At 67.3% G+C, this 23,230-nt stretch carries 19 protein-coding genes; 7 read left to right on the top strand and 12 right to left on the bottom strand.

Annotated elements, in window-relative coordinates; genetic code table 11:
• Positions 1 to 19: 19 nt before the first annotated feature.
• The 7 genes from G3W89_RS00770 to G3W89_RS00740 form a co-directional block, all read right to left on the bottom strand.
• On the bottom strand, positions 20 to 1,003 hold the full coding sequence (locus tag G3W89_RS00770; RefSeq protein ID WP_162572331.1) for a Bug family tripartite tricarboxylate transporter substrate binding protein: 984 nt from the start codon (positions 1,001 to 1,003) through the stop codon (positions 20 to 22).
• A gap of 63 nt (positions 1,004 to 1,066) precedes the next feature.
• Positions 1,067 to 1,951: a fumarylacetoacetate hydrolase family protein gene (locus G3W89_RS00765; protein WP_162572330.1), complete on the bottom strand. Its 885-nt coding sequence runs from the start codon at positions 1,949 to 1,951 to the stop codon at positions 1,067 to 1,069.
• A 46-nt stretch (positions 1,952 to 1,997) separates the two neighbouring features.
• Positions 1,998 to 2,999, bottom strand: coding sequence for a PDR/VanB family oxidoreductase (locus G3W89_RS00760; protein WP_162572329.1), 1,002 nt, complete (start codon positions 2,997 to 2,999; stop codon positions 1,998 to 2,000).
• A 6-nt stretch (positions 3,000 to 3,005) separates the two neighbouring features.
• Complete coding sequence (locus tag G3W89_RS00755) at positions 3,006 to 4,328, bottom strand: metal-dependent hydrolase family protein (RefSeq protein WP_162572328.1); 1,323 nt, start codon at positions 4,326 to 4,328, stop codon at positions 3,006 to 3,008.
• A 9-nt stretch (positions 4,329 to 4,337) separates the two neighbouring features.
• Positions 4,338 to 5,438 (bottom strand): amidohydrolase family protein, encoded by a 1,101-nt coding sequence (locus tag G3W89_RS00750; RefSeq protein WP_162572327.1) that lies wholly within the window; start codon positions 5,436 to 5,438, stop codon positions 4,338 to 4,340.
• 57 nt (positions 5,439 to 5,495) lie between these two features.
• Positions 5,496 to 6,314 carry an alpha/beta fold hydrolase gene (locus tag G3W89_RS00745; RefSeq protein ID WP_162572326.1) on the bottom strand — a complete coding sequence of 273 codons (819 nt, stop codon included), beginning with the start codon at positions 6,312 to 6,314 and terminating at the stop codon, positions 5,496 to 5,498.
• 8 nt (positions 6,315 to 6,322) lie between these two features.
• The gene (locus G3W89_RS00740) at positions 6,323 to 7,375 is read right to left on the bottom strand and encodes an ABC transporter substrate-binding protein (RefSeq protein ID WP_162572325.1); all 1,053 of its coding nucleotides are present in this window, start codon (positions 7,373 to 7,375) and stop codon (positions 6,323 to 6,325) included.
• Between the two features lie 79 nt (positions 7,376 to 7,454).
• Between G3W89_RS00740 and G3W89_RS00735 the strand changes: the two genes are divergently transcribed.
• Together G3W89_RS00735 and G3W89_RS00730 are read left to right on the top strand one after the other, a co-directional pair.
• Entirely contained in the window at positions 7,455 to 8,051 is a 597-nt protein-coding gene (locus G3W89_RS00735; protein ID WP_162572324.1) for a nitroreductase family protein, read from the top strand.
• 29 nt (positions 8,052 to 8,080) lie between these two features.
• Positions 8,081 to 8,479 (top strand): RidA family protein, encoded by a 399-nt coding sequence (locus G3W89_RS00730; RefSeq protein ID WP_162572323.1) that lies wholly within the window; start codon positions 8,081 to 8,083, stop codon positions 8,477 to 8,479.
• 52 nt (positions 8,480 to 8,531) lie between these two features.
• On the opposite strand, the gene G3W89_RS00725 is transcribed toward G3W89_RS00730, so the two are convergent.
• The 5 genes from G3W89_RS00725 to G3W89_RS00705 form a co-directional block, all read right to left on the bottom strand.
• A complete protein-coding gene (locus G3W89_RS00725; protein WP_162572322.1) occupies positions 8,532 to 9,311 on the bottom strand; it encodes a GntR family transcriptional regulator in 780 nt (259 codons plus the stop codon).
• A gap of 103 nt (positions 9,312 to 9,414) precedes the next feature.
• A complete protein-coding gene (locus G3W89_RS00720) occupies positions 9,415 to 10,521 on the bottom strand; it encodes a TauD/TfdA family dioxygenase (RefSeq protein WP_162572321.1) in 1,107 nt (368 codons plus the stop codon).
• 34 nt (positions 10,522 to 10,555) lie between these two features.
• A complete protein-coding gene (locus G3W89_RS00715; RefSeq protein ID WP_162572320.1) occupies positions 10,556 to 11,386 on the bottom strand; it encodes an ABC transporter permease in 831 nt (276 codons plus the stop codon).
• Positions 11,379 to 12,317, bottom strand: coding sequence for an ABC transporter permease (locus tag G3W89_RS00710; RefSeq protein WP_162572319.1), 939 nt, complete (start codon positions 12,315 to 12,317; stop codon positions 11,379 to 11,381). Before G3W89_RS00710 ends, G3W89_RS00715 begins: the two co-directional genes overlap by 8 nt.
• The gene (locus G3W89_RS00705) at positions 12,314 to 13,414 is read right to left on the bottom strand and encodes an ABC transporter ATP-binding protein (RefSeq protein WP_162572318.1); all 1,101 of its coding nucleotides are present in this window, start codon (positions 13,412 to 13,414) and stop codon (positions 12,314 to 12,316) included. Before G3W89_RS00705 ends, G3W89_RS00710 begins: the two co-directional genes overlap by 4 nt.
• A gap of 200 nt (positions 13,415 to 13,614) precedes the next feature.
• Here G3W89_RS00705 and G3W89_RS00700 point away from each other — a divergent pair, with 200 nt between their 5' ends.
• The 5 genes from G3W89_RS00700 (at position 13,615) to G3W89_RS00680 (ending at position 23,206) form a co-directional block, all read left to right on the top strand.
• Entirely contained in the window at positions 13,615 to 13,842 is a 228-nt protein-coding gene (locus G3W89_RS00700; RefSeq protein ID WP_162572317.1) for a hypothetical protein, read from the top strand.
• Positions 13,843 to 13,941: 99 nt separating this feature from the next.
• A complete protein-coding gene (locus tag G3W89_RS00695) occupies positions 13,942 to 15,078 on the top strand; it encodes a hypothetical protein (protein ID WP_162572316.1) in 1,137 nt (378 codons plus the stop codon).
• A gap of 3 nt (positions 15,079 to 15,081) precedes the next feature.
• The gene (locus G3W89_RS00690) at positions 15,082 to 17,232 is read left to right on the top strand and encodes a hypothetical protein (RefSeq protein ID WP_162572315.1); all 2,151 of its coding nucleotides are present in this window, start codon (positions 15,082 to 15,084) and stop codon (positions 17,230 to 17,232) included.
• A gap of 23 nt (positions 17,233 to 17,255) precedes the next feature.
• A complete protein-coding gene (locus G3W89_RS00685; protein WP_162572314.1) occupies positions 17,256 to 18,266 on the top strand; it encodes an AAA family ATPase in 1,011 nt (336 codons plus the stop codon).
• A 14-nt stretch (positions 18,267 to 18,280) separates the two neighbouring features.
• Complete coding sequence (locus G3W89_RS00680) at positions 18,281 to 23,206, top strand: SAV_2336 N-terminal domain-related protein (RefSeq protein ID WP_162572313.1); 4,926 nt, start codon at positions 18,281 to 18,283, stop codon at positions 23,204 to 23,206.
• The last annotated feature ends 24 nt before the right edge of the window (positions 23,207 to 23,230 follow it).

Below are 23,230 nucleotides of genomic sequence, written 5' to 3'. Positions count from 1 at the left end.
GGGTCTCCAGTGTCCTGTTCTATTCGGCCTTGATGTTCTCTTCCTTGGCGATCGTCTGGTAGCGGCTGAGCTCGCCGGCAATGCGATCGCTGAACTGGGCCGGCGTGCTCGCCACGACATCGATGCCGAGTTCGGTGAGCTTCGCGCGCACATCCGCCAGGCCAAGCACGTTGAGCAGGTCCTTGCTCAGGGCGTCCACCACCGGTGCCGGCGTGCCGGCGGTGGTCAACAAGCCGTACCAGGCGCTCTCGTTGATGCCGGGGATGCCGGCCTCGGCCAGCGTCGGCACGTCCGGCGTGGCAGCAGTTCGCTTGTCCGTCATGGTCGCGAGGATCTTGACCTTGCGATCGCTCGCCTGCTTGATGGCCGAAGGCATGTTGATCATGGCCATCTGCACGTGCCCGCCCATGACCGCCAGCATGATGTCGGCCTGCCCCTTGAAGGGCACCTTGAGGAAGTCCACTTTCGCGGCTTTGGCGATTTGCGCCAGGACGAACTCGCTCTGGCTCCCGGGGCCGCTGGTCCCGAAAGGGATCGCCTGCCTGGAAGCGCGCGACGCATTGAATGCCTCGGCCAGGGTCTGGAACTTCGAGTCGCCCGGCACCACGAGTCCATAGGGGGCCAGGCCCACGAGCGTGAGTGGTGCCAGGTGCTTCTGCAGGTCGTAGGGAAGATCGCTGCGCACCGCCGGCGTCGTGGTCAGGCCGTTGGCCTGGATCAGGAAAGTCCTGCCATCCGGCTTTGCCTTGGCGACGAAGGTCGTGCCGAGGATGCCCGCCGCGCCCGGCCGGTTGTCGACCACCACGACCTTGTGCCTGGATACCTCCGGCAGCTTGACGGCAATCAGGCGTGCCAGCGCGTCGATGGTGGAACCGGCGGCGAACGGTACGATCAGGCGCAGCATGCCTTCGGGGTCCTGGGCGCGGACCAGGCCGGAAACGCCCAAGGCGCCGAGCGCCAGGACCGAGCGCCGCTTGAGAGCGAAAGTGGGAAGACCATTCATGGTGGAGCTTTCGTGTTGAACGTGGGGGAAGCAGCAGGCCGGGCGAGGAACACCGGTGTCGAATCAGGCAGCGGCGATCCGGTTTCGCAGCACCATCGCGGGCGCCTCGAATGCGCATTCGACGACATCCCCCGGCTTCAGGAAAAAGTCCTCGGCATTCGCCTTGCCCACGGCGACCCCGCCTGGGGCGCCCGTGGAGAACATGTCGCCGGGCATGAGCGGCACCAGGCGCGAGAAGTGCTCGATGATCCGCGAAAGCTTCCAGATCTGTTCGCTGGTGTTGACGCGCATGCGCTGTTCGCCGTTCACGCTGCAGGTGACCCAGATGTCATAGGGATCGGGCACCTCGTCCATCGTGATGATGAACGGGCCCAGGGGGCCGAAGCCCGGCGCGTTCTTTGCCGTCCAGAAGCGCGAGCCCGAGGCGACTTCCCGCTTCTGCGTGTCGCGGCAGGTGAGATCGTTGAGGATCGTGATGCCCGCCACATAGGACATCGCGTCATCAGGCTTCACGTCGTGGGCGGCCTTGCCGATGACGAAGACCATTTCGGGCTCGTAGTCCAGGCGTGTGACCGAAGCGGGGCGCACCACCTCGGTGTCGTGGCCGGTGAGTGCGTCGTTGAGCTTCACGAAGCCCGTCGGTTCGCTCGGCATTTCCTTGATCAGGTCCGTCCTCTTGAGCTCCTCGAGGTGGGTGCGGTAGTTCTTGCCCACGCAGAGGAACTTGTCGGCATCAGGAACAGGCGGCAGGAAGTGGACATCCTGGAGGGAATGTCCGGTGCCGGGCAAGGTATCGATTTGGCGTGCCAGCGCATCCAGCGAATCGCGACCGCGCGCGAGCAAGGCCTTCATGGACGGCGCATCGACCTCGAGCAGGTGGTCACCGCGCAAGACACCGACAAGCTGCCGCTCGGGCGACGAGCGAAGGGAAAAGGTGGCGAGTCTCAAGGGAACTCCTGGGTTCTGGTTGTGAAGACGTTAAGGCCTGACAGGGCTAGATGTCGAGCGTGATGCTCGCACTGGCGCAGCGCGACACGCAAGGAAGGACCAGCTTGTTGCCTTCCTTCTCCGCGGCCGTGAGATAGGAGTCGAAGTGGGCGGGGACGCCGTCTTTCACTCCGACGGCACACCAGCCGCAGACGCCGTACTCGCATTCGCTCTTCATCGCAATGCCGGCGTCGCGCAGGGCTGCCAGCATGGTCTTGGTCTTCGAAACCGCAATCCTGCGGCCCGTGCTGCCCTGCACCACCGTGAACTCGCCGTCCTCCGCGTCGTCACGCTGCACCTGCGGCGCGGCGAAGTACTCGAAGTGGAAGCGCTCCGCACGGCCCGCGGCTTCGCCGTGCTGGCGGACTGCATCCATCATTCCCGTCGGGCCGCAGCAGTAGACGTGCGCGTCGGCATGCGCGCGGCCCAGCTCGGCCTGCAGGTCGAACAGCCCCGCCTCGGCATCGAAGTGGAGGTGCACGTCGTGGAAGTTCGCCAGCTCCGACAGCCAGGACTCGAAGCCCAGGTCCTCGCGCGAGCGGCACATGTGCACCAGGCGCGCTCGAATGCCTTTGGCCTGCAGTTCGTACAGCATGGAGATGATCGGCGTCGCGCCGATGCCCCCGCTGAGAAAAACCAACTGCGCCGCTTCGGCGACGAGCGGGAAGTGGTTGCGCGGCCTGGAGATGCGCAGCTGCGACCCGACGGCGACGTGGTCGAACACCCATCGGCTGCCGCCCAGGCTATTTGCCGCGCGCTTGATGCCCAGCTCGTACAGGCCCGGGTGCCTGCGCGCGCCGGTCAGCGAGTAGTGGCGGATCACGCCTTCGCCGCATGCCAGCGCCACGTGTGCGCCAGGCTCGTGCGGGGGCAGTGGCTCGCCGGTGGCGGACCGGAGACGCAGCAGCAGGGTATCGGGCGTGAGCTTCACGGCCTCGCTGACTGTCGCTTGAAGCCAGTCGCCGGCTTCGGCCTCGACGACAGTGGCGCTTGATTCGATGACTTCCATTTCGACTCACCTGTTCAACGGGACGCTCGAGACCGCGAGTGATCGCTCGTGCCCCATGCGGCGACGGGTCGGGACGGGATCTGTTCGCGGCACGAGCTCGCCGCCCTTGTAGACCGCGGCAATGCGCTTGCGATCGCTCAACACGCGGATGTCGGCCTGCGGATCGCCGTCGAGCACCAGCAGGTCGGCCCAGCGACCCGGCTGCAGGCTGCCTACCTCATGCTCCCAGCCGAAGGCCTTCGCATTGTTGAAAGTGCCTGCCGTGATGGCATCGAGCGGCTTCATGCCCAGCAGCTCCACCATCAGCTCGATCTCGCGCGCATGCCATTGGCCGTAGGGGGTGACGGAAAAGCCTGCCTCCGAGCCGGCCATCATCGGCACGCCGGCCTCGATCGCCTTGCGGTGGGCGTTGACCAGCGCATCGAGTTCACGCTTCTTGACCTCGATGTAGTTGGGATCGACCCCCACGTCGCGCCCATGTTGCACGATGTTGGCGGTGTAGGTCATCGTGGCGCAGATGGGGACCTGCCTGTCCAGCAGGAGTCCGATGTCCGCGGGGTCCATGTAGGACGCGTGAATGACCCAATCCACACCCGCACGGGCGGCGGCGGCCACGGTCTTCGCGTAGCGCGAGTGGATCGTGACCTTGCGGCCAAGGCCATGCGCGGTTTCGACGATGCACGACAGTTCGTCGTCGGAAAAGCAGGGGCTGGCATCGGGGCGCGTGTCCTGCGCCTGGCTGTCGCCGCTGATCTTGACGAGGTCGACCCGGTTCTTGACCTGGCGGCGCACTTCCCGCCGCATCTCGTCACTCGTCGGGCACAGCACGCCCTCGGCCGAGACAGGCATGCCGAGCCAGCTGGGAAAGTAGTCCGCGAACCCGCCATCGGCACAGATGTGGCGGCCGGCCGCAAAGACGCGCGGGCCGTCGAACATGCCGTTGTTGATGGCGTCGCGGCAGCTGACCGCCACGTTCCATGTGGAGCCTGGATCGCAGAAGCTCGTCACGCCGCTTTGCAGCACCTTCTGTGCATTCCAGACCGCGCGCACCGCAGCCCACTCGGGGCCGCCATAGATGTCGACTTCCTCGGCCGTCTTGCCCTCGCCGTAGGAGATGTGGCAATGCGCGTCGATCAGGCCCGGGATCACCGTCTTGCCCTGGGCCTGGACCACCTGTTCGGCGGGGCCCTGCTGGTCGGCCGGGCGCTCGCCATTGCGCCACACGGCAGCGATGCGGCCATCGACCACGCGCAGCGTGGCGTCGGGCAACGGCGCGCGTCCCGTGCCGTCGATCAGGGTGCAGCCGGCGATCTCCAGGATCCTTCTCATTGCCGTCGCCTACAAGTCGATCTTGAACAGCTTGGCCGCGTTGCCCGCCACCACCTTGAAGCGGTCCTCCGGCGAAAGCTCGTTGAGGATGCGATCGATGTTCTGGGTGGTGTTGGGATAGGGGCAGGGTGGGTGCGGGAAGTCCGAGCCCCACATGATCCGGTCGATCCCGATCTCGTTGCGCAGCTTGGCCGCGAGCGGGTCGTTGATGATCCCCGCGTAGATGTTTTCCTCGACATAGCGGCTGGCGGGCTTCTTCTCGAGATGATCGAAGCCGGGGAAGGTCTGGACACGGTTGAGGCGGTATTTCAGGATCGGCAGCCAGGACGCGTCGTACTCGGACAGGAAGATCTTGAGGCGCGGAAAGCGGTCGAAGATGCCGCCGAAGATGAACTCGTTGGCCAGTGCGGGCTGCACCTCGTAGAACAGGTCGAGGAAGCTCGCCGGAATGTTTTCCCGCTCCTTGTCGCCGTGGTAGGTGAAGGGGTCGCGCACGCGCCCGGTGACGATGTGCAACGTGACAGGCAGCTGCGCCTCCTGCGCGGCAGCCCAGAACTTGTCGTACTTGCGGTCGCGGTAGGGAGCGGCGCCGTCCACCGGGTTGGTGCCGATCATGATGGCGCGGGCGCCGCGCTTGACGACGCGATCGAGCTCCTTCACGGCCCAGTCGACATCCACGATCGGGATCATCGCGACGGCCAGCAGGCGCTTCAGGTTCTGCGAGCAGTATTCCTGGATCCAGTCGTTGAAGACCTCGGCGCAGGCATTGCGCGCGGCTCCATCGGCCATGCGGGGAATCCACAGGCCCCAGGTCGGGTTCAGGACCTCGGCGTAGATGCCGTCCTTGTCCATGAGCTCGAGCCGGTAGACGGGATCGGAGCCGGCCTTGGCGAGGTCGTCCAGGCGGCGGTCCTTGCCGTCGTCGGACACCAGCTCTTCGAGGCGCGCCGCTTCGCCGGGGCGTCCGACATAGAAGAAGTTGCCCTCGTGCCCCTCGAAGTTGGAAACGCCCTGCGGCAGGTTGTCGCCGAAGCGGCTGCCCAGCGTGTTCTTCCAGAGGTCGGTCGGCTCGAACACGTGGGAGTCCGACGAAATGATGATCTTGTCCATGAGTTTCAATCTGCGTTGTGGATCGGTAATGAAATATATGCCGGAGTGGTATACCAGTCAAGGGCGATTTCTGTGTGTCAGCAGGAACCCGAGGGCACCTCGAGTGAACTCCTCCGCCTCGAAGTTGAGGAGTCGATGCGGCTTGCCGGGAAAGACGCTCAACGTGGAGTTCGCGATCAACTGGTGCATGCGCTGCGAGTGCCAGACCGGCGTCACTGCATCGGTGGAACCAACGGCAATCCAGGTCGGGCAACGAAGCTCGCACAGCCGCTCTGCGGTGTCGTGTGCAAGGATGGCGCGGTAGTGGCCGGCCAGCCCGGTGCGCGACGGCGCATCGCCCTGCTTCCAGCGCTCGATCCGCTTCGCGATTTCGTCGCGCAGGGCACGCTCGTGCGCATTGATGAACTCCGGCCCGAAGGCGGAGAACGCGCTGTACATGGCCCAGAGCTCCGGCGTCGTTTCCTCGACCACCTTGATCAGGATGTCGTAGCGCAGCCGCATGTAAGGCAGCGGCCGCTCGTAGCTGGAGTACAGCGACAGCGACAGCACGCGCTGCGGCTGCGCCAGCGCCATTTCCTGTGCGATGGCGCCGCCCAGCGAATAGCCGGCGACGTGGGCCTGCTCGATCTCCAGCGCCGACAGCAGCGCCAGCGCATCCTTCGCCATTTCGGCGGGCGTGTAGCCCGAGTCCGGCACCTCGCTTGCACCGATGCCGCGCAGGTCGTACACGATGCAGCGAAAGTGCTTTGCGAACAGCGGCAACTGCTCGTCGAATGCGGTGTGGTCCATGCCGTTCCCGGCGATCAGCAGGAGGGCCGGGCCCTCCCCGAGCGTGCGGTAGAAGGTCCGCACGCCATTGGCTGTGATGTGAGGCATGGCCGAAATCAACGCCGCGTCAGAGGAGCGATCTCACGGTCCCAGGCGTCCTGCCACTTGCCGCGGCCGGCCGCAGTCGCCTGCTCGTCGAACACGACCAGCTTCTGGAACTCGGCATCCGCGAGGGTGTATTTGGCGTGCTCGGGCGTGATCTTCGCGTTGCGGTTGACGGGCGTGATCTTGAGTTCCCGTGTGACGTTGGCGATGGTCTCCGGGCTCAGGTAGAAGTCGATGAACTTCCTCGCATCAGCAGCATTGGGTCCGTTCTTCACGAGGGCGATCACGTCCATGCCGGCAGGCGCGCCCTCGCAGGGGATCGTGAACTTTGCGGGCACGCCTTCGTCAATCATCTTGTAGGCGGGGCTCGACACCATGGGCACGACCCAGACTTCCTGCTGCGCCAGCAGGCGCTGCTGTCCGGCGGAATCGTCCACCACCGCCACCAGGTTCTGGCCCATCGTCTTCACCAAGTCCAGACCGGGCTTCACGTCCGCCTCCGTGCCGCCGGCGAGCTTGTTCGCCATGAGCAGGAAGTAGCCGTTCATGTACTTGGGGGACGAGACCCCGACCTTGTTGCGCAGGTCGGGGCGCCAGAGGTCCTTCCAGCACTTGATCTCGGTCTTGACCTTGTCGGTCCGGTAGACGATGCCGTAGGGATACACCCACATGCCGGCGAACTTGACCGCGCCACTCGCGTCACGACGCAGTCCGCTGGCCGGCAAGGTGGCCAGCACCGGAATTTCCTTCGGATCGAGCGTCGCGAGCAGGCCGTCGTCGTACGCGGTGACGGCGTCCTGCGAGGTCGCCATCACGAGGTCGATCTTCGGGCTGGCCCGCTGGGCCGAGATCATCTGGATGTTTGCAAGCGAAACACCGGAGATGACCTTCACCTTCACGCCGGTGGCCTTCTCAAAGGGTGCAATCGCCTGTTCCGCGATGGCCTTGCCCCAGGTTCCTCCCCAGGTGGCCAGCACGACCTCCCGGGTTTGTGCTGCGGCTTGGAGAGCGGCGAAGGCGGCGATGGCGATGGCGGATCGCCTGAGGCAGGTGTGCAGTTTCATGGTGGGGTCCTCGTGGTGAAGTGGACGGTTCTCAATATGGTATGTATTATTGGCATACCATTCGAGCATCCTGAACACCATGAACGCTTCTGTCAATCCCGCCTTGCCCGCGCCCAGCTTCTTCGGCGAGCTGGCCCAGCGCCGCCGCTCGGTTTACGCCTACGTGGACGCGCCCGTGCCTCGCACCGTCATCGAGCGTGCGCTCGCCGATGCCGTGCTGGCGCCCAACCATCACCGCACGGCCCCCTGGCGCTTCTTTGTGATCACGCGCGAAGCACGCCACCAGCTGGTCAGTGCCTATGAGGCGGCGGCACGGCGCACGGAACGTGATGTCGGGCGGGCGGCCCAGCGGGCCCAGGACGCGCCGGTGAACGTCGTGGTCGCATGCGTGCCCGCACTGGACAACCCCAGGGTCGTGGCCAGCGAGGAGGAGTTCGCCACCGCGGCCGCTGTCCAGAACTTCCTGCTGTCGCTCGCGGATGCGGGCGTCGGCTCTCTCCTCACCACGGGCGCACTGGCCGAGTCTCCCGAGGTCGCCGCTCTCGTCGGCCTGGAGGCGCCCGGGGCCCACGTGGTCGGCGTGATCAACGTGGGCTATCCCAATCCGGAGCGCCCGATCCCGCGGCGGCCCGACGCCCAGCTGGACCGCGTGATCCGCTGGATCGATGCGCACTGAATCATCAACCCAAGAAAGGACTGAACACCATGAGCGAAATCACACGCGGCGATCCCCCCGGCCTGGCCAATGTGCGCAAGACCGTCTATCACCATTTCATTCGCGTCGACAAGCCCTCGTCCCTGATCTTCCTGTCGGGCCAGCTCGCGCGCGATGGCGATGGCAAGCTGGTCGGGCCGGGCGACATGGCCGAGCAGACGCGCCAGTGCATCCGGAACATGCGCACCGTGCTGGAAGCGGCGGGCGGCACGCTCGACGACATCGTCTCGATCGTGGTCTACACCACGGATGTGCGCCAGTTCAAGGAAATCGTCGCGGCGCGCATGGAGTTCTTCAAGGACCGGCTGCCCACCAGCACGATCGTCGAAGTGAACCACCTGGCGGACCCCGGTCTCTTGATCGAGTTCCAGGCAATTGCCGCACTCTGATCGGCGCGGGGGCGAGAAGGTTGCTTTCGCACCCCCCCGGTGAGTGCTGGTGTCAGGCGATGGCCTTGCCGCGCACCTGCTTGCCCGCGGGCTTCGGCTTCACCGCCTTGGCGGCGGCACGGCCAGTCGGCTGCCTGGGCCGCGGCGTCTTGGCCACCAACGGCGCCGCGCTGGCGGAAGCGCTCCACGACGGCGCCTGCAGCCGGTTCTCGTAGGTGGCGATGGCTGCACTGATCTGCTGGCAGACCAGATGCTCGAACGCCTCGGTGTCCTTGGCTTCGAGCGCCTTGATCATCTGGTTGTGGATGTCCAGGGTCGCGGAGGCGCGATGGAAATCCTGCCAGTGGTAGTGGCGAACGACGTAGGCCTTGTCGCGCAACATCACCAGCACCTCTGCGAGCCAACGGTTGCGCGTGGCGCCGCCGAGCAGGGCGTGGAAGTCGGCGCGGACCTCGAGCATTCTCACGAGGTCGCGCTGCTCGAGTGCCTGCTTGAATTCCTTGTTGATCTGCTTCAACGCCGCGATCTCCTGCGGCGTGATGTTCGCCGCGATCTCGCGTGCCGCCGCGCTCTCCAGCTGCAGGCGCAACACATAGAGCTGGCGCAGTTCCTCCGCGCTGACGTCCACGACGACGGCCACGCCGCGCGGGCCGGTTTCGATGAAGCCACGTTCCAGCAGCCGCTTGGTGGCCTCGCGCACCGGCGTGCGGCTCACCTTGAAACGGGACACCAGCTCGCGCTCAGAGAGCCGCTCCCGCGGCCGGATCGCGCCGGCGAGGATATCGGTGACGATGCCGTTGAAGACACGATCGGCTTCCGTGGATTTGCTCATGATGCGTGCACGACTGACTCGCGGCGGTGGGTTCGGGAGGGGGTCCTCGGCAAGTCTATCTTGAAAACCACAGGCCTCTTCCCGGGCGAAGTGCCCTGCGCGCTCATGCACCACGGCCGCTTCTGAACATGCGAAGGTCGGCATCCGTCCAGCCTGCGCTGTGCCATTCTTCGAAGGCGAAGCGCCGCCCCGTTGGCGGGGTGATGCCGCCGCGTATCGCGCCAGGCTGCGTGGCACCGAAGAACACGCCCGCGCCATCGGGCAGGCGGCGGCTATCGGGCGTAGCCAGCCAGAGCCTCAGCTGCGTACGCCTCTTCGCGACGTCGTCGTGGTCCTGGTAGTCGGTGCGCGAGTGATAGACGACATGGTTGTTGAAGAACTGCATGTCCCCCTTGCGCAGTTCGATGGTCGTGCTCAGTTCTTCGGCGAGCTTGGCGACCAGATCCAGTGCCTCGCGCTGCACCGCGGTGAGTCGCGGGACCTCGGGCAGCCTTTGCGCGCTCTCGATGAAGGAGAGCGAGAACAGGCTGGTGAAGCTGCCGTCCAGGCTTCGATCGAAGATGGGCCGCTCGTACCACGGCGCCTCGCCCTCGACTTCCTCGCCCTGGCGGCTGAAGCAGAAAGGCGCACAGAGAACGGGCAGCAGGTCGGGCCTGCGCCGCATGGCCTCGTTGTGGATGGCGGCCGAACTCACCACGCGGCTGTGGCCGCCGGAGATGGGCTCGCGCAGACACAGCAGGGCGAGCGCGTCGCATTGGTCGGTATGAAAACGCAGCGGCCCGCCCGCGCGGTAGGCACGCGTGGTGGCCTGCCCCATCTTTTCGCCGATGTCCCTGACTTCGGCGATGTAGTTCTGCAGCCGGCTTTGCGACAACGGCACGCCCAGCTGCAGTCCGATGCCCCAGAAGAGGAACTTGCACTCTTCGTCCGACAGGTCTTCCACCGGCACGCCACGGACCAGGACGAAGCCGTGCCCGTGCTCCAGTTCGCGGCTGATCCGGGCCCAGGTCGCCTGCATCTCCGGTACCTGGAAGTCGACGCGCCGCACCGCTTCCAGCGACTTGCCAGTGGCGATGACGGCGCGGGCAGCTCGCTTCAGGGCGGCGGCCTCGCCGGGGCCTACGACCGAGCGCCAGCCTTCGGCGGCGGCCAGTGACTCGCCGGTCCAGACGCAAGGTCCCTCCAGCGGTGTGAGGTTCGGTTTTTCCATTCGCTCTTTCCTTCTCGACTTCTCTCAGCTTGTCTCAGGCACGCAGGCCTACGAACCGATCCATGCCCAGGATCTTGTCGATGACCAGCACGCCGACGACCGACAGCAGTACCAGCATGGCGGAGACCGCCGACACGGTGGGATCCAGATTGAATTCCATGTACTGGTAGATGGCGATCGGCAGCGTCTTCGTTCCTGGCGTGATCAGGAAGATCGTCGTGGCGAAGTCGTCGAAGGACATCACGAACGCGAACAGCGCGCCGGCGAAGAGCCCCGGCCGGATCATGGGAAGGGTCACGTGCCAGAAGGCCCTGGCCGGGTGCACGCGCAGCGAAGCAGCCGCCTCGTCGAGCTGCCTGTCATAGCGCGCGAGCACTGCCAGCACCGAGCGGAAGCTGTAGGGGAAGGTGACGATGACGTGCGCCAGCACGATGCTCCACAACCCCGTGTGGAGATACCCCCGGTTGAAGAAGACAAGCAGGGCCAGCCCGGTCACCACCAGCGGCAGCAGGATCGGCGCCATCAGCAGGGACTCCAATGCGCGTGCGCCGGGACGCGGGTACTTCCACAGGCCGTAGGCTGCGAGCGTCCCGATCACCACCGACAGCGGCGTTGCGAGTGCCGCGACCTGCACGCTGGTCATGAAGCTCTCGACGAACTCGCCGCGCGACATCGCGTTGGCGTACCAGCGCAGCGAATAGCTTTGCGGCGGCAGCGTGGTGTAGGCATCGCCCGAAAAGGAAAGGAGGACCACCAGCAGGATGGGAAGGAACAGCAAGCCGAACGCCGCGGCCCTGAGCGCCCAGACAACGCCGAAGGCCAGCGATCGACGGGCGCGATGGGCGCCATTGCGGTGCTTACGCATGCTTCCTCCCACGGGACAGGCGCCCGGCTGCATAGAGGCAGGCGATCGTGAACAACAGGGCCAGCACGCTGAGCGCGGCGGCCACTGGCATGTTCTGCGCGAACATCGCCTGGTCATAGATGACATTCGCCACCATGCGCACGGCGCTGCCGCCCAGGATCAAGGGCGTGGCGAACGCCGTGCCCGCCAGCACGAAGGCCAGCGTGCATGCGGCGAGGATGCCGGGCGCCAGCAGTGGGAGCGTGATGCGAACGAAGGTCACCACCTCATCCGCGCCGAGGTTCTGGGCTGCGTCTTCCAACGTGCGGTCGTAGCGGCGAAAGCTGCCGGCCAGCGTGAATATGACGAAGGGCAGGACGAAATAGGTCAGCCCGATGGAGACGCCGACCTCGTTGCGGACCAGCGCAATGAAGTCGTTGTCCGCAATCCAGCCCATCGACTGGAGCAAGGTGTTCAGCAGGCCGCTGTTGCCAAGCACCAGCAGCAGCGCATAGAGGCGCACGATGAGGCTCGTCATGAAGGGGACCGCCACCAGGATGATGAGCAGCGCCCGGACGCGGCTCGATTCGGTTCGCACGATCCAGTAGGCCACCGGCAGGCCGAGGGCGAGGCTGCACACCGTCGCCACCGCGGACAGGCGGATGGTGGCGAGGATGGCGCCCATGTAGAGCGGATCGCCCAGGACGCGGGTGTAGGTGGCCCAGCCCATCTCGCCGCTGGGCGCCGCGCCCAGCTTGCCGTCGCTGTAGAAGCTCCAGTTCAGCAGGTCGAGCAGCGCAATGGCGAACACGCCGAGCACGAGCAACGCAGGTGCAAGCAGCAGCCATCTTTGCAGCGAGCCTGCGCCCCTTGGGGTGCGAATCGATGGCACCTCGTCTGGAGGGCCGTTGTCCGATTGAACGGGAACCAGGGAAGTTGCCGTGCGACTCATGGCTGCAGCACCTTCACGGCCTCGGGTGCCCATCGCATCAGAACCGCCTGGCCCGCCTCGAAGACAGGCGCATGCACCCCTGCAGGCAGCTTGACCAGCAGCCGCTCCGCGCCCACGCGCGCCCGGATCTCGGTAAAGGCGCCCATGTACGCGGTGCTCACGATGTGAGCGGCCAACCCGCTCGTGGAATCGTCGCCGGCCTGCTTGCCGGTGACGTCGACTTCGATCAGTTCCGGCCGGATCAGAAGGCGTGTGGTCTGGCCATGCTGCGCCCCGGCAGCCGTGCCCCGGATCACCATCCCGTCGGCGCAGCGGTACAGCGAGTCGCCGTCGGGCGCGAAGCCCACGTGCTGGGCTTCGACCACGTTGGCGTCACCGACGAAGTTGGCCACGAAGGAATCCGCGGGGCGCAGGTAGATGTCCGCCGGTGTTCCCACTTGGCGTATGCCGCCTTCGGCCATGACCACGATGCGGTCCGACATCCCGAGCGCCTCCTCCTGGTTGTGGGTTACCGCCACAGCGGTCATGCCGAGGCGCTTCAGCAACACGAGCAGTTCCACCCGCATCTCGGAACGCAGCCTCGCGTCCAGGTTGGACATCGGCTCGTCAAGGAGCAGCAGCGAAGGCCGCATCGCCAACGCCCGCGCGATGGCCACGCGCTGCTGCTGGCCGCCGGAGAGCTCATGTGGATAGCGCTCCCGCAGCCGCTCGAGCCGGACTTGCGCGAGCACTTCGGCCACTCGGACTTCGATCTCGGCCGCGGGCACCTTCATCATGCGCGGCCCGAAACTGAGATTGCCCTCCACCGTCATGTGGGGGAACAGGCCGTAGTTCTGGAACACGAGGCCGACATCGCGCTGGTAGGCAGGGACCTTTTCCATCGGCTCGCCGCGCAACCGGATCTGGCCGGCACTGGCGGGCATGAAGCCGGCGATCGTCCTCAGCAGCGATGTCTTGCCGCTGCCGCTCGGACCCAGCAGCGTCACGAACTCGCCCTCTCGAACGTCGAAGGACGCACCGGAAACCACCCGGTTTCCGCCATAGCGAATGTCCACGCCCTGCACCTGCAGGACGGGGGAAGACTTGCGTGCATCCATAGCGATTCCCATACAAAGGCATTCCCAAATGGTATGCCAATAACGATGCTACATGATTGATGCGCGCTGTCAACGCCTGCCTTGATGCGCAAAGGCCGATGGCGTTTTCCCAGGGCCGCCGCCGGACCTCCGACATGACGCGCCCGCTTTGGAAGCAGAATCCAGTTTTCCTCAACTTGCCCCTCAGGGAGGAAGGCCCAATGGAAATGGAAGAAGTCGATGCGCGACTCCGTGCGCTCGAGTTGCGGGCGGTCGCCCAGACCACCGCGATTGCGGTTCTGCTCCACGAGCAGCCCAATGCATCGGCAAAGCTGCACATGGTCGCCGAGCACCTCGTCGATGCACCGCCGATCCCGCTGTCCGACGAGGACCTGGTGAAGGTCGCCGCCTATATACAAGCGATGCTGGGAGGGCCCTGGATCGACTAGGGCCTTTCAACCCACCAGGGCTCCCCCGGATTGGGGTTGACAGCGGCGCCGCCGAGGCCCGAGCATGCGTCCCAACTCAACGTCGGAGGAGCGGTTCGCATGACATCGACCCTGTTGTTCATCCATGGGACCGGCGTTCGCCAACCAGGCCTTGCCGCGTCGATGAAACTGCTGGAGGCGCAAGCGGCCGAGTTCCTCCCTGGCTGGAAGATCGAGCCCTGTCCGTGGGGCGATGCGTTCGGCGCCGCCCTCAACAAGCATGGAGCCTCGGTGCCCAGCTATGTGCGCACCGGCAACCCGACGGCCTCGCTCGATGCGCAGCAGCGCGCCCGCTGGACGCTGCTGGCCGACGATCCGCTCATCGAACTCCGCGTCGCGCCCGACGAGACCTATCTCCTCGAGCAGCCCGGGCCGGTGATCTGGGTGCGCATTGCCCGGCTGCGCGACCATGCGCCCATCGAGGCGCTGTTGTCCAACACCGGCCTGCCCGCGCAATGGGCGCCCTTCATCGATACGGTGCTCGCCGATGTGGAATGGCAGACCGTGGTCAGCGCGCTCACGCTGTCGGAGGCAGCGGCCAGCCCACTCGTCGCGCGCGCGCTGGTGGCCGGCCTGCAGGCCCGGCTGCGCGAACTGAACCTGCCGACACTCGCCGTGGCCACGCGTGATGCACTGGCCGATGCGCTGCTGCCACCGCTGGGAGGCCCGCCGGCCGGCATCACGGACTGGCTGCTCGGTCGCATGACCGCCTACGGCCGCCGGCGGCGCGGCAGCCTCACCGACCTCACCAGCCCGGTGGTCGGCGACATCCTGCGCTACCAGGCGCGCGGCTCGACCCTGCGCGACTTCATCGGTCTGAACGTCCAGAACACTGGCGCGCGGGTGCTGCTTGCGCACAGCCTGGGCGGCATCGCCGCGGTCGACTGGCTAGCACTGGAAAGGCGCCCGATCGATGTGTTGATCACCGTCGGTTCGCAGGCAGCCTTCTTCTACGAGATCGATGCGTTGGCCTCCCGCGTGCTCGGCTCCGGCCTGCCGGACTTCTTTCCCGAGCGATGGCTCAACATCTACGACGAGAACGACATGCTCGGCTACCCGGCGGCCGGCGTGTTCAAGGGCAAGGTGCTCGACCTGCCGGTCGACAACGGCGCCCCGTTTCCCGAAGCGCACGGCGCCTACTTCGGCAACCGCGCGCAGGTCTGGCCGGCCATCGCCGACTTCCTGAAAGGCGGATGAGGCGTGGCGTCCATCCTGGCGTGGATCGTTGCCGTCGAGTGCCATGCCGCGCCGCCCGGCAAGCGCAACAGCCTCGACTTCAAGGCGCCGGTGTCGCTCCGGGCCCTGGAGTGGGCCGAATGGCTGCGCGATCGGGCCGAGGTCGAACTGCTGATGAACGTCAGTGCCACGCCGGGCTCGGATGAAGCGGCCCGCGTCGACACGCTGCGCCCAAGGCTGCTCAACGGCGCCGAGGCGCACCGCGCGGACGCGGCGTCACTGCGCGCTTCCCTGGGCAAGCTGGCCCGCACGCCGCCCGCCGACGTCCTGCTGTTGTTGTGGATCGGCCATGGCGTGATGAACAACCGGCAGCGCTACCTGCTGACGCAGGACACGGAGGACCTGGAGAACCTGCAGTCGTGGGACCTCGACTCACTGCTGCAGCACCTGCGCAGCGCGCGGATGCCTCCTCTGCAGATCGGGGCGATCGACAGCTGTGCGCAGGTGATCAGCGACCGGCCCGGCAATGTGCAGCTGAGCGGTACGGGCAAGACCTCGCGCCTACAGCATTTCTACTTCTCTTCCACGGCTGCCGCCATCGCATCGTTGAACCCCTTCGAGCCCACGTTGGCGAGCATGGCGCTCGATGTCTTGAAGGCCATCGAGTGGCCGCCCTCTCCGCGGCCGCTCGACGCGCTGCTCATGGATCGGGTCGCGGGCCTGGCCTCGCGGCCGGTTCGCTTCGAATGGACGCAAGGCTCGGGCGACCAGTGGTCCAGCCGCTTCGGTTCGGGCGATGACGACAGGGCCATGGCGGCAAACGCTCGGCGCGCCCAGCTCTCGGAGGTGCTGTTTCGCCACCTCTGGCTCGACCTTGCATCGACCGGCGAAACACCCGCGGCCCTGGCCAAGGCGATCCGCGGGGACACCCTCGAGGCCCTTGCGAAGAAGATCGAAGGGAACGCGCCCGATGCGCCCGAGCCCGACCTGTTGCGCGATGCCTGGGACCGCGTGAAGCTGGTGCAGCAATGGGCCCCGCGCCTGGCCACCCTCGGCCTCAGCGTGCCGCAGTGGACTGAACTCGCGCGGCACCTGGCCAACGAAGACGCGCGCCACGCCCCGCAGTTCGCCGAGCTGCGCGAGCTGCTGCTGTGGTCGCTCGACATGAACCGGGACGTCACGCGCAACCAGGGCCGCGCCCATGCCGCCCTGCTGCGCCTGATGTTGATGGCGATGAACCAGGCCGCCGAGCCCGGCGCCCCAGCGCGCTCGACGGACGCAGCCGCACGGCTGGATGCCGAGCTCAAGGCCGATCCCCTGATGGCGCCGCTGCTGGCAGCCGTGCAGCCGACCGCCGATCTGCCGAAGGGTTCGGTGGTGATCTACATAGAGCTCGAACACCGGGCCAATGCCCTGGAGCCCTCGGTACAGCGCTATTGGCTGCTGCGCGATTCCGTCATCGAGCCCGGTGCGGACCTCGAGCTCGAAGGGCCGATGGGCGAGCAGCTCAACACCCTCATCAACCATGTCCAGCGCGATGAGGCGCGGCCAGTGCGCGTGGAACTCCTGGCCCCCTTCCTGCTGCTGTGCGGCCAGCGCGAATGGTTGAGCTACAGCGTCGACATCGGCGAGCTCACCGGCAACCCGGCGGACACCGGCGCGGCGCTGCAGCGTGTGGAGCTGGATGCGGTCTGGCCGATCTGCTGGCGCTGGAAGGAGCGGCTGCAGGGCAAGGAGGCGAAGCTGCAGCCCGCACTCTGGCAGCAGCGTGGGCGGCAGGCCCAGGAGCGGGCGCGCGCCAGCGAACAGCTGCACTGCCGCTTCGACGACGAGCAACGCGCAGCGGGCGAGGACGAGGCGCACGTGCTGGGCCTCATCTACCTGCCGCCGAGTCCCTCGCAGCGAGGCCGCAATCTCGGCAAGTTCTTCAAGCACCTGATCGACGGCGAGCCGTACATGGTGTGGCCCGGCGCCGAGCCGGACGATGCCGCCGCCTTCAAGAACACGGTGCGCGCCTGGCTTGCCGGCCAGCGCCTGAACAAGCTGCCTGAAGCGCTCTGCCAGGCCCGCAGCGGCAGCAAGCTGCCCGAGCTGGTGCTGTTCCTCGACGAGCCGGACCGCAACCCCTATGCGCAGACACAGCGCTTGCAGACTTTGGGCACAGCGCCGACCTGAGATCCACGCAACGAGGACCCGACATGGCCGAATGGAAGATCTACAACCCGGATGCCAAGCCCGCGAAGAGCAAGGTGAAACTGCCCCCGCCGCCGCCCTGGCGCCAGCCGGGGCCGGGGCGCCGCGCCGTGATTGCGAGCACCTTTCGCGCGACCGACAAGGTCCGCGACGCGGTCAACGTCGCGCTGCACCTGCGGCGGCCGCTGCTGATCACCGGCAAGCCTGGCACCGGCAAGAGCTCGCTGGTGTACTCGGTGGCGCAGCAGCTCGGGTTGGGCGACGTGCTGGTGTGGCCCATCAACTCGCGTTCGGCGCTGCAGGAGGGCCTCTATCGCTACGACGCGCTGGCGCGCCTGCAGCAGATCCAGCAGCAGCAGGCACGCTCGGCGGCCAAGCCCGCGGCCGGGCTGCCGGCGCAGAAGACGGCCATGAACGCGGTCGACGGCGCCGCGGCGGATGGCTTCGACGAGCTGGGCGCCTTCGTCACGCTCGGGCCGCTCGGCAGCGCGCTCGCCGCCGCCGATGCCCCGCGCGCGCTGCTGATCGATGAGATCGACAAGAGCGATGTCGACCTGCCCAACGACCTGCTCGGCGTGCTCGACACCGGCTCGTTCAGCATCGCCGAGCTGCAGCGCGTGGCCGACCGACAGCCCGATGTTGCGGTGCGCTCCATCGAAGGCTCCCCGGTGACGGTGCACAAGGGCGTGGTCAGCTTCAGCGAATTCCCGTTCATCGTGATGACGAGCAACGGCGAGCGGGATTTTCCGGCACCCTTCCTGCGACGCTGCGTGCAATGCACATTGGCCGACCCGGACGAAGCCCAGCTCGCCAGCATCGTGCGCGCGCACCTGCCGGCCATGGCGATCGACCCCCAGATGCAAGGCCTGCTCAACGAGTTCCTGAGCCGTCGCGAGCAGGGTGCGCTGGCCACCGACCAGCTGCTCAATGCGCAATACCTCAGCCCGCATCGCCAAGGCCTGTCGAAGGAGGAGCAGGAGCGCATCCTCGATGTGCTGTTCAAGAGCCTCGACTGAAGCTGAACGCACGCATGGCCCAGACTCCCGCACCGCCACCCGGGCCGAAGGACGGGCGGCGCCGCTTCAACGAGGCCCTTCGGTTGCTGGGGACCGATATGACGGGCGCCGACGCGCTGGAACGTGCGGATGCGCTGTGGCTCGCGCGGCTTCTGCCCGTGCCGGCGACGCCAGCCGGCGCCCCGGGCAAACCGCCGAACGCAGGCGGCGGTGCGAACGCGGGCGGCGTGCCTGCGGGGAAGAAGGATCCTTCGTCGGACCGGCATCACGGCGCAGACCGCATGGAGCGCGATGGCGCAGTGCAGCAGTGGGGCGGCAGCACCTCGCTTTTCGTGGCGCAACCCGGCAAGGACGGAGAAGAGCAGCTCAGCGCGCGTCGTGTGCAGGTCCCGGTGGCAGACGCCTTGCCGGGCCGCGCCGCCATCGAGCGGGCGCTCAAGCCTTTCCTGCGCAAGCGCCCGTCCCGCAATCGCCGCGTGATCGACACCCAGGCCACCGCCGAAGCCAGCGCGCAGGCGTGCGCCGAACTGCTGGCCGGCGCTGCGCCCGGCACGCGCGCCTATGCCCTGGTGCCGGTCCTGCGGCCGGTGGCGGAGCGCTGGTTCGACGTCGTGCTGCTTGCCGAGCGCGATGAGGCGATGCTTGCTTTCGAGGACACGCTGGTCGAGTTGCGCAACCTGCTCGCGCGCCACGGTGCGTTCGAGCAGGTGAGGCTGTGGCGGTGGTCGATCAGGGCGGGTGCGATGAACGTGGAGTCGCCGTCGGGCATGCCGTGCGCGCCACGCGCGATGCTGCAGTCGCAACGGCCGCTGCTCGCGCTGTTGCTGACGCACGGCGCGTCAGCGCAATGGGAAGGGCAGGTGCTGCGCAAGTTCGTGCGCGACCTCGGCGCGCGTTCGGTGCTGGCGATCGTGCAGATGCTGCCGCCGAAGGCCTGGGGCTTCACCGCGCTCGGCGAGGCGCCGGAGCTGGTTCGCGCGCGCGAGCGCGGCAGCGTCAACCGGCTGCTCCAGCGGCTCGACCTGTGGCGCGGAGGGTTCCGCGACCGGGGCGGCCTGGACGCCGTGCCGATGCTCTCGCTCGACGCACCCGCGTTGGAAGCATGGGCCGACTTCGTCATGTCGCCGCGCCTGCTTCAGCATGCCGCCGTGTCGCTCGAGGACGACGCAGCGCCGGTGCTGCCGCCGGGCGTGCCGACCGCCGGCGCGGCGACCGCTCCCATCGGTACGCCAGCAGCCGCGCGCGAGCGCGTACTGCGCTTTCGCGCGACCGCATCGGCGCGGGCCTTCGCCCTGCTTCGGCTGCTGGCCGGCACGTGGATCACCCTGCCTGTGATGCGCCTGCTGCTGCATTCGCTGCCCGGCCCGCGCTCGCTGGCGCCCGCTGCCGAAGTGCTGCTGTCGGGACTCCTGGTGCGCGTCTCGCCGGCCGAAGGTGCAGCGCAGGACATGGTGTTCGACTTCGTGCCCGGCGTACGCGAATGGCTGCACGGATCGCTGTCGGGCGAGGAACAGCGCCAGGCCAGCAGCGCCATGGCGGAGTCGCGCGAGGCAATCCGGCGCTTCGTCGAGGCCAGGACCGGCACCAAGCTGGCCAGCTTCACCGCCCTTCTGCGGGACCCGCGCGGAACGGAGTTCCTGCCGGCGTCGGCGCGTTCCTTCCTCGAGCTCTCGCGCCACCTTCGCGGATTGCGCGGGGGTGCGTCGATGCCCGGCGTCGAGCGCGGCGGAACGCCCTTGCAAGGCGCGGCGGCCGAGCTGGGCGCGCTTCGCAATCTCCCGCCACTCATGGAAGGCCTGGTGCCCCGGCCCGTTCTCGAGGATCGGCTGGCGCAACGCGTGCTCGCGCTGGCACCGGGCGGCGTGCTGCGCCTGCGTGCAATGCCGGGTGCGGGCGTGCGCACGCTCCTCGGCAATGTGCTGCGGCGGCCTTCGGTCCGGTCGCGCTTCGGCGGCGGAGTCTGGTTCGACACCGACCCGCCGGCCGAGCCCGCAGCGCCCCACCTGCAGCGGCTCGTGGTCCGCTTCGGCGCCAAGCGCCGGGTCGGCGGCGACACCTGCATCGACGTGCGCATGCAGCGCCAGGGGGACATCGATGTCGGCCACCTCGACGCGTCAGAGGCCCGGGCCCACCTGATGCAAATGGGCCTGGGAGACACGGAGGCGACGGACCTGTGGCCCGTGCACCAGGGCGTGCCTTCGCTGGTGCCCATCGTCGGCGCCGGCTGGCTGCGTGGCGTCCGCCGTTGGCCGCACCGCGATACGGAGCGCCCGGAATCCAACTATGGCGCGCTCAGCCTGAGGGTGCTGCGCCAGCTGACTGCGGCCGAGCGCGAAGGGCTCATCGTGATGTCGGCGCGACGCGCCGGCTATCCCGACCGCAAGACCGGCAGCGAAGCGCTCGCGGTGCAACTCGCCTGGCAATGCCGCACGCCGGATGGCACTGCCGCCACACTGCACCCGGCGGTTTCGCAGTTTCTGCAGAGTGTCTATCGCGACGAAGTGCGCGAGGCCCACGAAGCCATCCTGGTCGAATGCGCGCTCAGCAGCCTCAAGCCGCTTCTGCAGCCAGCCTATCTCCGCGACCACCTGCTGCACCATGCGATTGCTGCACGGGGCGCCGAGGGTGCGCGCCGCGTCCTGTACGACCGTCGCTTGCTCCTGCAGATCCTGCACGGCGACCGGTCCGGCGTGCTGCGCGCGCTGGCGCCGCTGGCACGCAAGGACCAGCAGCTGGCCAGAGTGGCCGACGAACTGCGGTCGGGCGCCCCCGTCGAGGTGCTCGCCGACCACGCACGCGAAGGCCTTGCGCCGGTGGCGAACTGGCCGGTGTGGCTCGGCCTTCCGGAGCGGCGTTTGCGCGAAACCTTCGGCACCGGCGTGCGGGTGGCCATCCTCGGCACGGGCGTCGATGCGAAGCATCCAGAGCTTCAGCACCTGCTCATCGAGGGCGCGTCCACGGACCCGCACGGCCATGGCACGGCTGTCGCGAGCATCGTCGCGGGGCGTTTCGTCGGTATTTCGCCGAGGGTGCGGCTGCAGTCCTATGCGGCACTGGACGCGCAAGGCAGCGGCGCGACCAGCACGGTGCTCGTGGCCCTCGACGCCATGCTGAGCGTGCGGGCCGAGGAACGTGCGGACATCCTGTGCGTGCCGCTTGGCATGAGTACGTGGGATGAAGCGATGGCTCGCGCCCTGCGCCTGATCGCGGCGCAGAACATCCTGGTGGTGGCAGCGGCCGGGAACGAGGGCTCGCAGGAGCCGGTGAACTTTCCGGCCGCGATGCCCGAGGTGGTCGCAGTGGGCGCCCTGGATGAGGACGGAAGGCCGCTGGCGTTCAGCAACCGCGGGGCGGTGAAACGGAACGGCAAGCTGCAGAAGGAGCGCCCCGATCTTTGGGCGCCCGGCGCCAACGCGCTGGTTGCCGCAGGTGCGGGAACGAGTGGCGACCCCGAGGGCGCGGTATTGCCGCAGGCGCGCTACACCACGATGTCGGGCACGTCCTTCGCATGCGCAGTGGTCGCGGGGCTCGCAGCCCGCTACATGGAGCTCACGGGGCTTCGGGGGGCGGCACTTCGCGGCTTGCTGCTGGCGCATGCGACCGAGGAAGGCCATGTGAGATATGTGCCCACCATCGGCGAAGCGACCGAGAGCGCGACGGAAGCGCTCCCCTCTTCTTCGCGGCAATTGGCGTCCGCAGTCCCTGGCGAGGACGTCGTGACCGTCGAGACATCCGATGGCACCACATTGACTCTGCACCCTTCGAATGCCACCGAATTGCTTCTCCGGCAGAGCACCGCAGAGGCCGAGCGCCCGGGTGATCTTGCGCAACCATCGTCACCTTTCTCGCGCATCCATTTCCTTGGTGGCGCCGCGAAAGACGCGAGCGTCACGCTGGACCAGGCGCTGCTCCAGATTGATAACCAAGTCGGGCCCGGGTTGTACGAATTGCAGCCCGATGCGCTGGCAGCACTCAAGGGGCTCCCGCCCGCTGGCTCGCTGGAAGGTCAATTCTCGGGGAAGAGCCCGACCCTGGTCTTCCTGCATGGAGTCTTCCTCGACACGGCCAGCACGTTCGGGGCGTTGTGGACCGCGCATCACGAGTTGCGTCATGGCCTGTTCCGCACGTACCGAGACCGGGTGTATGCGTTCGACTATCGGACGGTCGGCGACAGCCCGATCGCCGCGGCTCTCACGCTCGCCAGGTTGCTGCCATCGCTGGGGCCGGTGCATCTGGCGACGCATTCGAGCGGCGGGCTGGTGGCCGAGGTCCTGGCGCGCGTTGCCGCGCAGCCCGGCGAGATCGAGCGCGTCGCTTCGACCTTTTTCTCCGCCGATGGCCATGTGGCCGACCGCCATGCCCTGCTCGAACTGGGGAGCGTGATGCGGGCCAAAGATATCAACATCGACCGCGTGGTGCGTGTCGCCTGCCCCGCCAAGGGCATCCCGATCGAAGAAAAGCGCCTCGACATCTGGCTGTCGCTGTTCAAGAACGCTCTCCGGCTTGGGCACATCTCCGTTCCGCCCGCCTTCGAGGTCTTCCTCATGGAAGCGGCCCGCTCGCGCACCAGGCCCTTCAAGGTGCCGGGCATCGCCTCCCTGCTGCCCGACGCTCCGCTGATTCAATGGCTCAACAGCCCGATCGAGCCCTTGCCGGGAGATCTGCGCGTGGTTGGTGGAAACGTGTGGGGCCTTGAGAATGCAGCCTGGGTCGAGGCCCTGGGGACGGTGGGCGCCTCCTGGACCGAAAGCGACCTGGTGGTGCAGACAGCGTCCATGTACGGGGGCGCGCGACGGCGGGGAGGCTCGAGCTTCTGGCTGGCCGAGGGCCACGAGGCCACACACTTCAGCTACTTCGGCGAGGCGTCCAGCGCGCGCGCCTTCTTCGATGCGCTGGCCCTGGACCAGCCGCCCCTGTTTCAACCGTTCGAGCCCTCGTGAAGCGATGGCGGTCGAGCGCGCCTT

Source organism: Variovorax sp. PBL-H6 (assembly GCF_901827155.1).
Classification (GTDB): Bacteria; Pseudomonadota; Gammaproteobacteria; order Burkholderiales; family Burkholderiaceae_C; genus Variovorax.
The sequence above is the reverse complement of the archived record's forward strand: the minus strand, read 5'-3'. Positions and strand labels throughout refer to the sequence as shown.

Excerpts from the sequence above, each read along its gene's own strand:
- G3W89_RS00725 (WP_162572322.1), bottom strand. The coding sequence starts at position 9,311 with ATGAGCAAATCCACGGAAGCCGATCGTGTCTTCAACGGCATCGTCACC.
- G3W89_RS00730 (WP_162572323.1), top strand. The coding sequence starts at position 8,081 with ATGAGCGAAATCACACGCGGCGATCCCCCCGGCCTGGCCAATGTGCGC.
- G3W89_RS00705 (WP_162572318.1), bottom strand. The coding sequence starts at position 13,414 with ATGGATGCACGCAAGTCTTCCCCCGTCCTGCAGGTGCAGGGCGTGGAC.
- G3W89_RS00680 (WP_162572313.1), top strand. The coding sequence starts at position 18,281 with ATGGCCCAGACTCCCGCACCGCCACCCGGGCCGAAGGACGGGCGGCGC.
- G3W89_RS00740 (WP_162572325.1), bottom strand. The coding sequence starts at position 7,375 with ATGAAACTGCACACCTGCCTCAGGCGATCCGCCATCGCCATCGCCGCC.
- G3W89_RS00695 (WP_162572316.1), top strand. The coding sequence starts at position 13,942 with ATGACATCGACCCTGTTGTTCATCCATGGGACCGGCGTTCGCCAACCA.
- G3W89_RS00710 (WP_162572319.1), bottom strand. The coding sequence starts at position 12,317 with ATGAGTCGCACGGCAACTTCCCTGGTTCCCGTTCAATCGGACAACGGC.
- G3W89_RS00735 (WP_162572324.1), top strand. The coding sequence starts at position 7,455 with ATGAACGCTTCTGTCAATCCCGCCTTGCCCGCGCCCAGCTTCTTCGGC.
- G3W89_RS00760 (WP_162572329.1), bottom strand. The coding sequence starts at position 2,999 with ATGGAAGTCATCGAATCAAGCGCCACTGTCGTCGAGGCCGAAGCCGGC.
- G3W89_RS00745 (WP_162572326.1), bottom strand. The coding sequence starts at position 6,314 with ATGCCTCACATCACAGCCAATGGCGTGCGGACCTTCTACCGCACGCTC.
- G3W89_RS00685 (WP_162572314.1), top strand. The coding sequence starts at position 17,256 with ATGGCCGAATGGAAGATCTACAACCCGGATGCCAAGCCCGCGAAGAGC.
- G3W89_RS00770 (WP_162572331.1), bottom strand. The coding sequence starts at position 1,003 with ATGAATGGTCTTCCCACTTTCGCTCTCAAGCGGCGCTCGGTCCTGGCG.
- G3W89_RS00700 (WP_162572317.1), top strand. The coding sequence starts at position 13,615 with ATGGAAATGGAAGAAGTCGATGCGCGACTCCGTGCGCTCGAGTTGCGG.
- G3W89_RS00750 (WP_162572327.1), bottom strand. The coding sequence starts at position 5,438 with ATGGACAAGATCATCATTTCGTCGGACTCCCACGTGTTCGAGCCGACC.
- G3W89_RS00720 (WP_162572321.1), bottom strand. The coding sequence starts at position 10,521 with ATGGAAAAACCGAACCTCACACCGCTGGAGGGACCTTGCGTCTGGACC.
- G3W89_RS00755 (WP_162572328.1), bottom strand. The coding sequence starts at position 4,328 with ATGAGAAGGATCCTGGAGATCGCCGGCTGCACCCTGATCGACGGCACG.
- G3W89_RS00715 (WP_162572320.1), bottom strand. The coding sequence starts at position 11,386 with ATGCGTAAGCACCGCAATGGCGCCCATCGCGCCCGTCGATCGCTGGCC.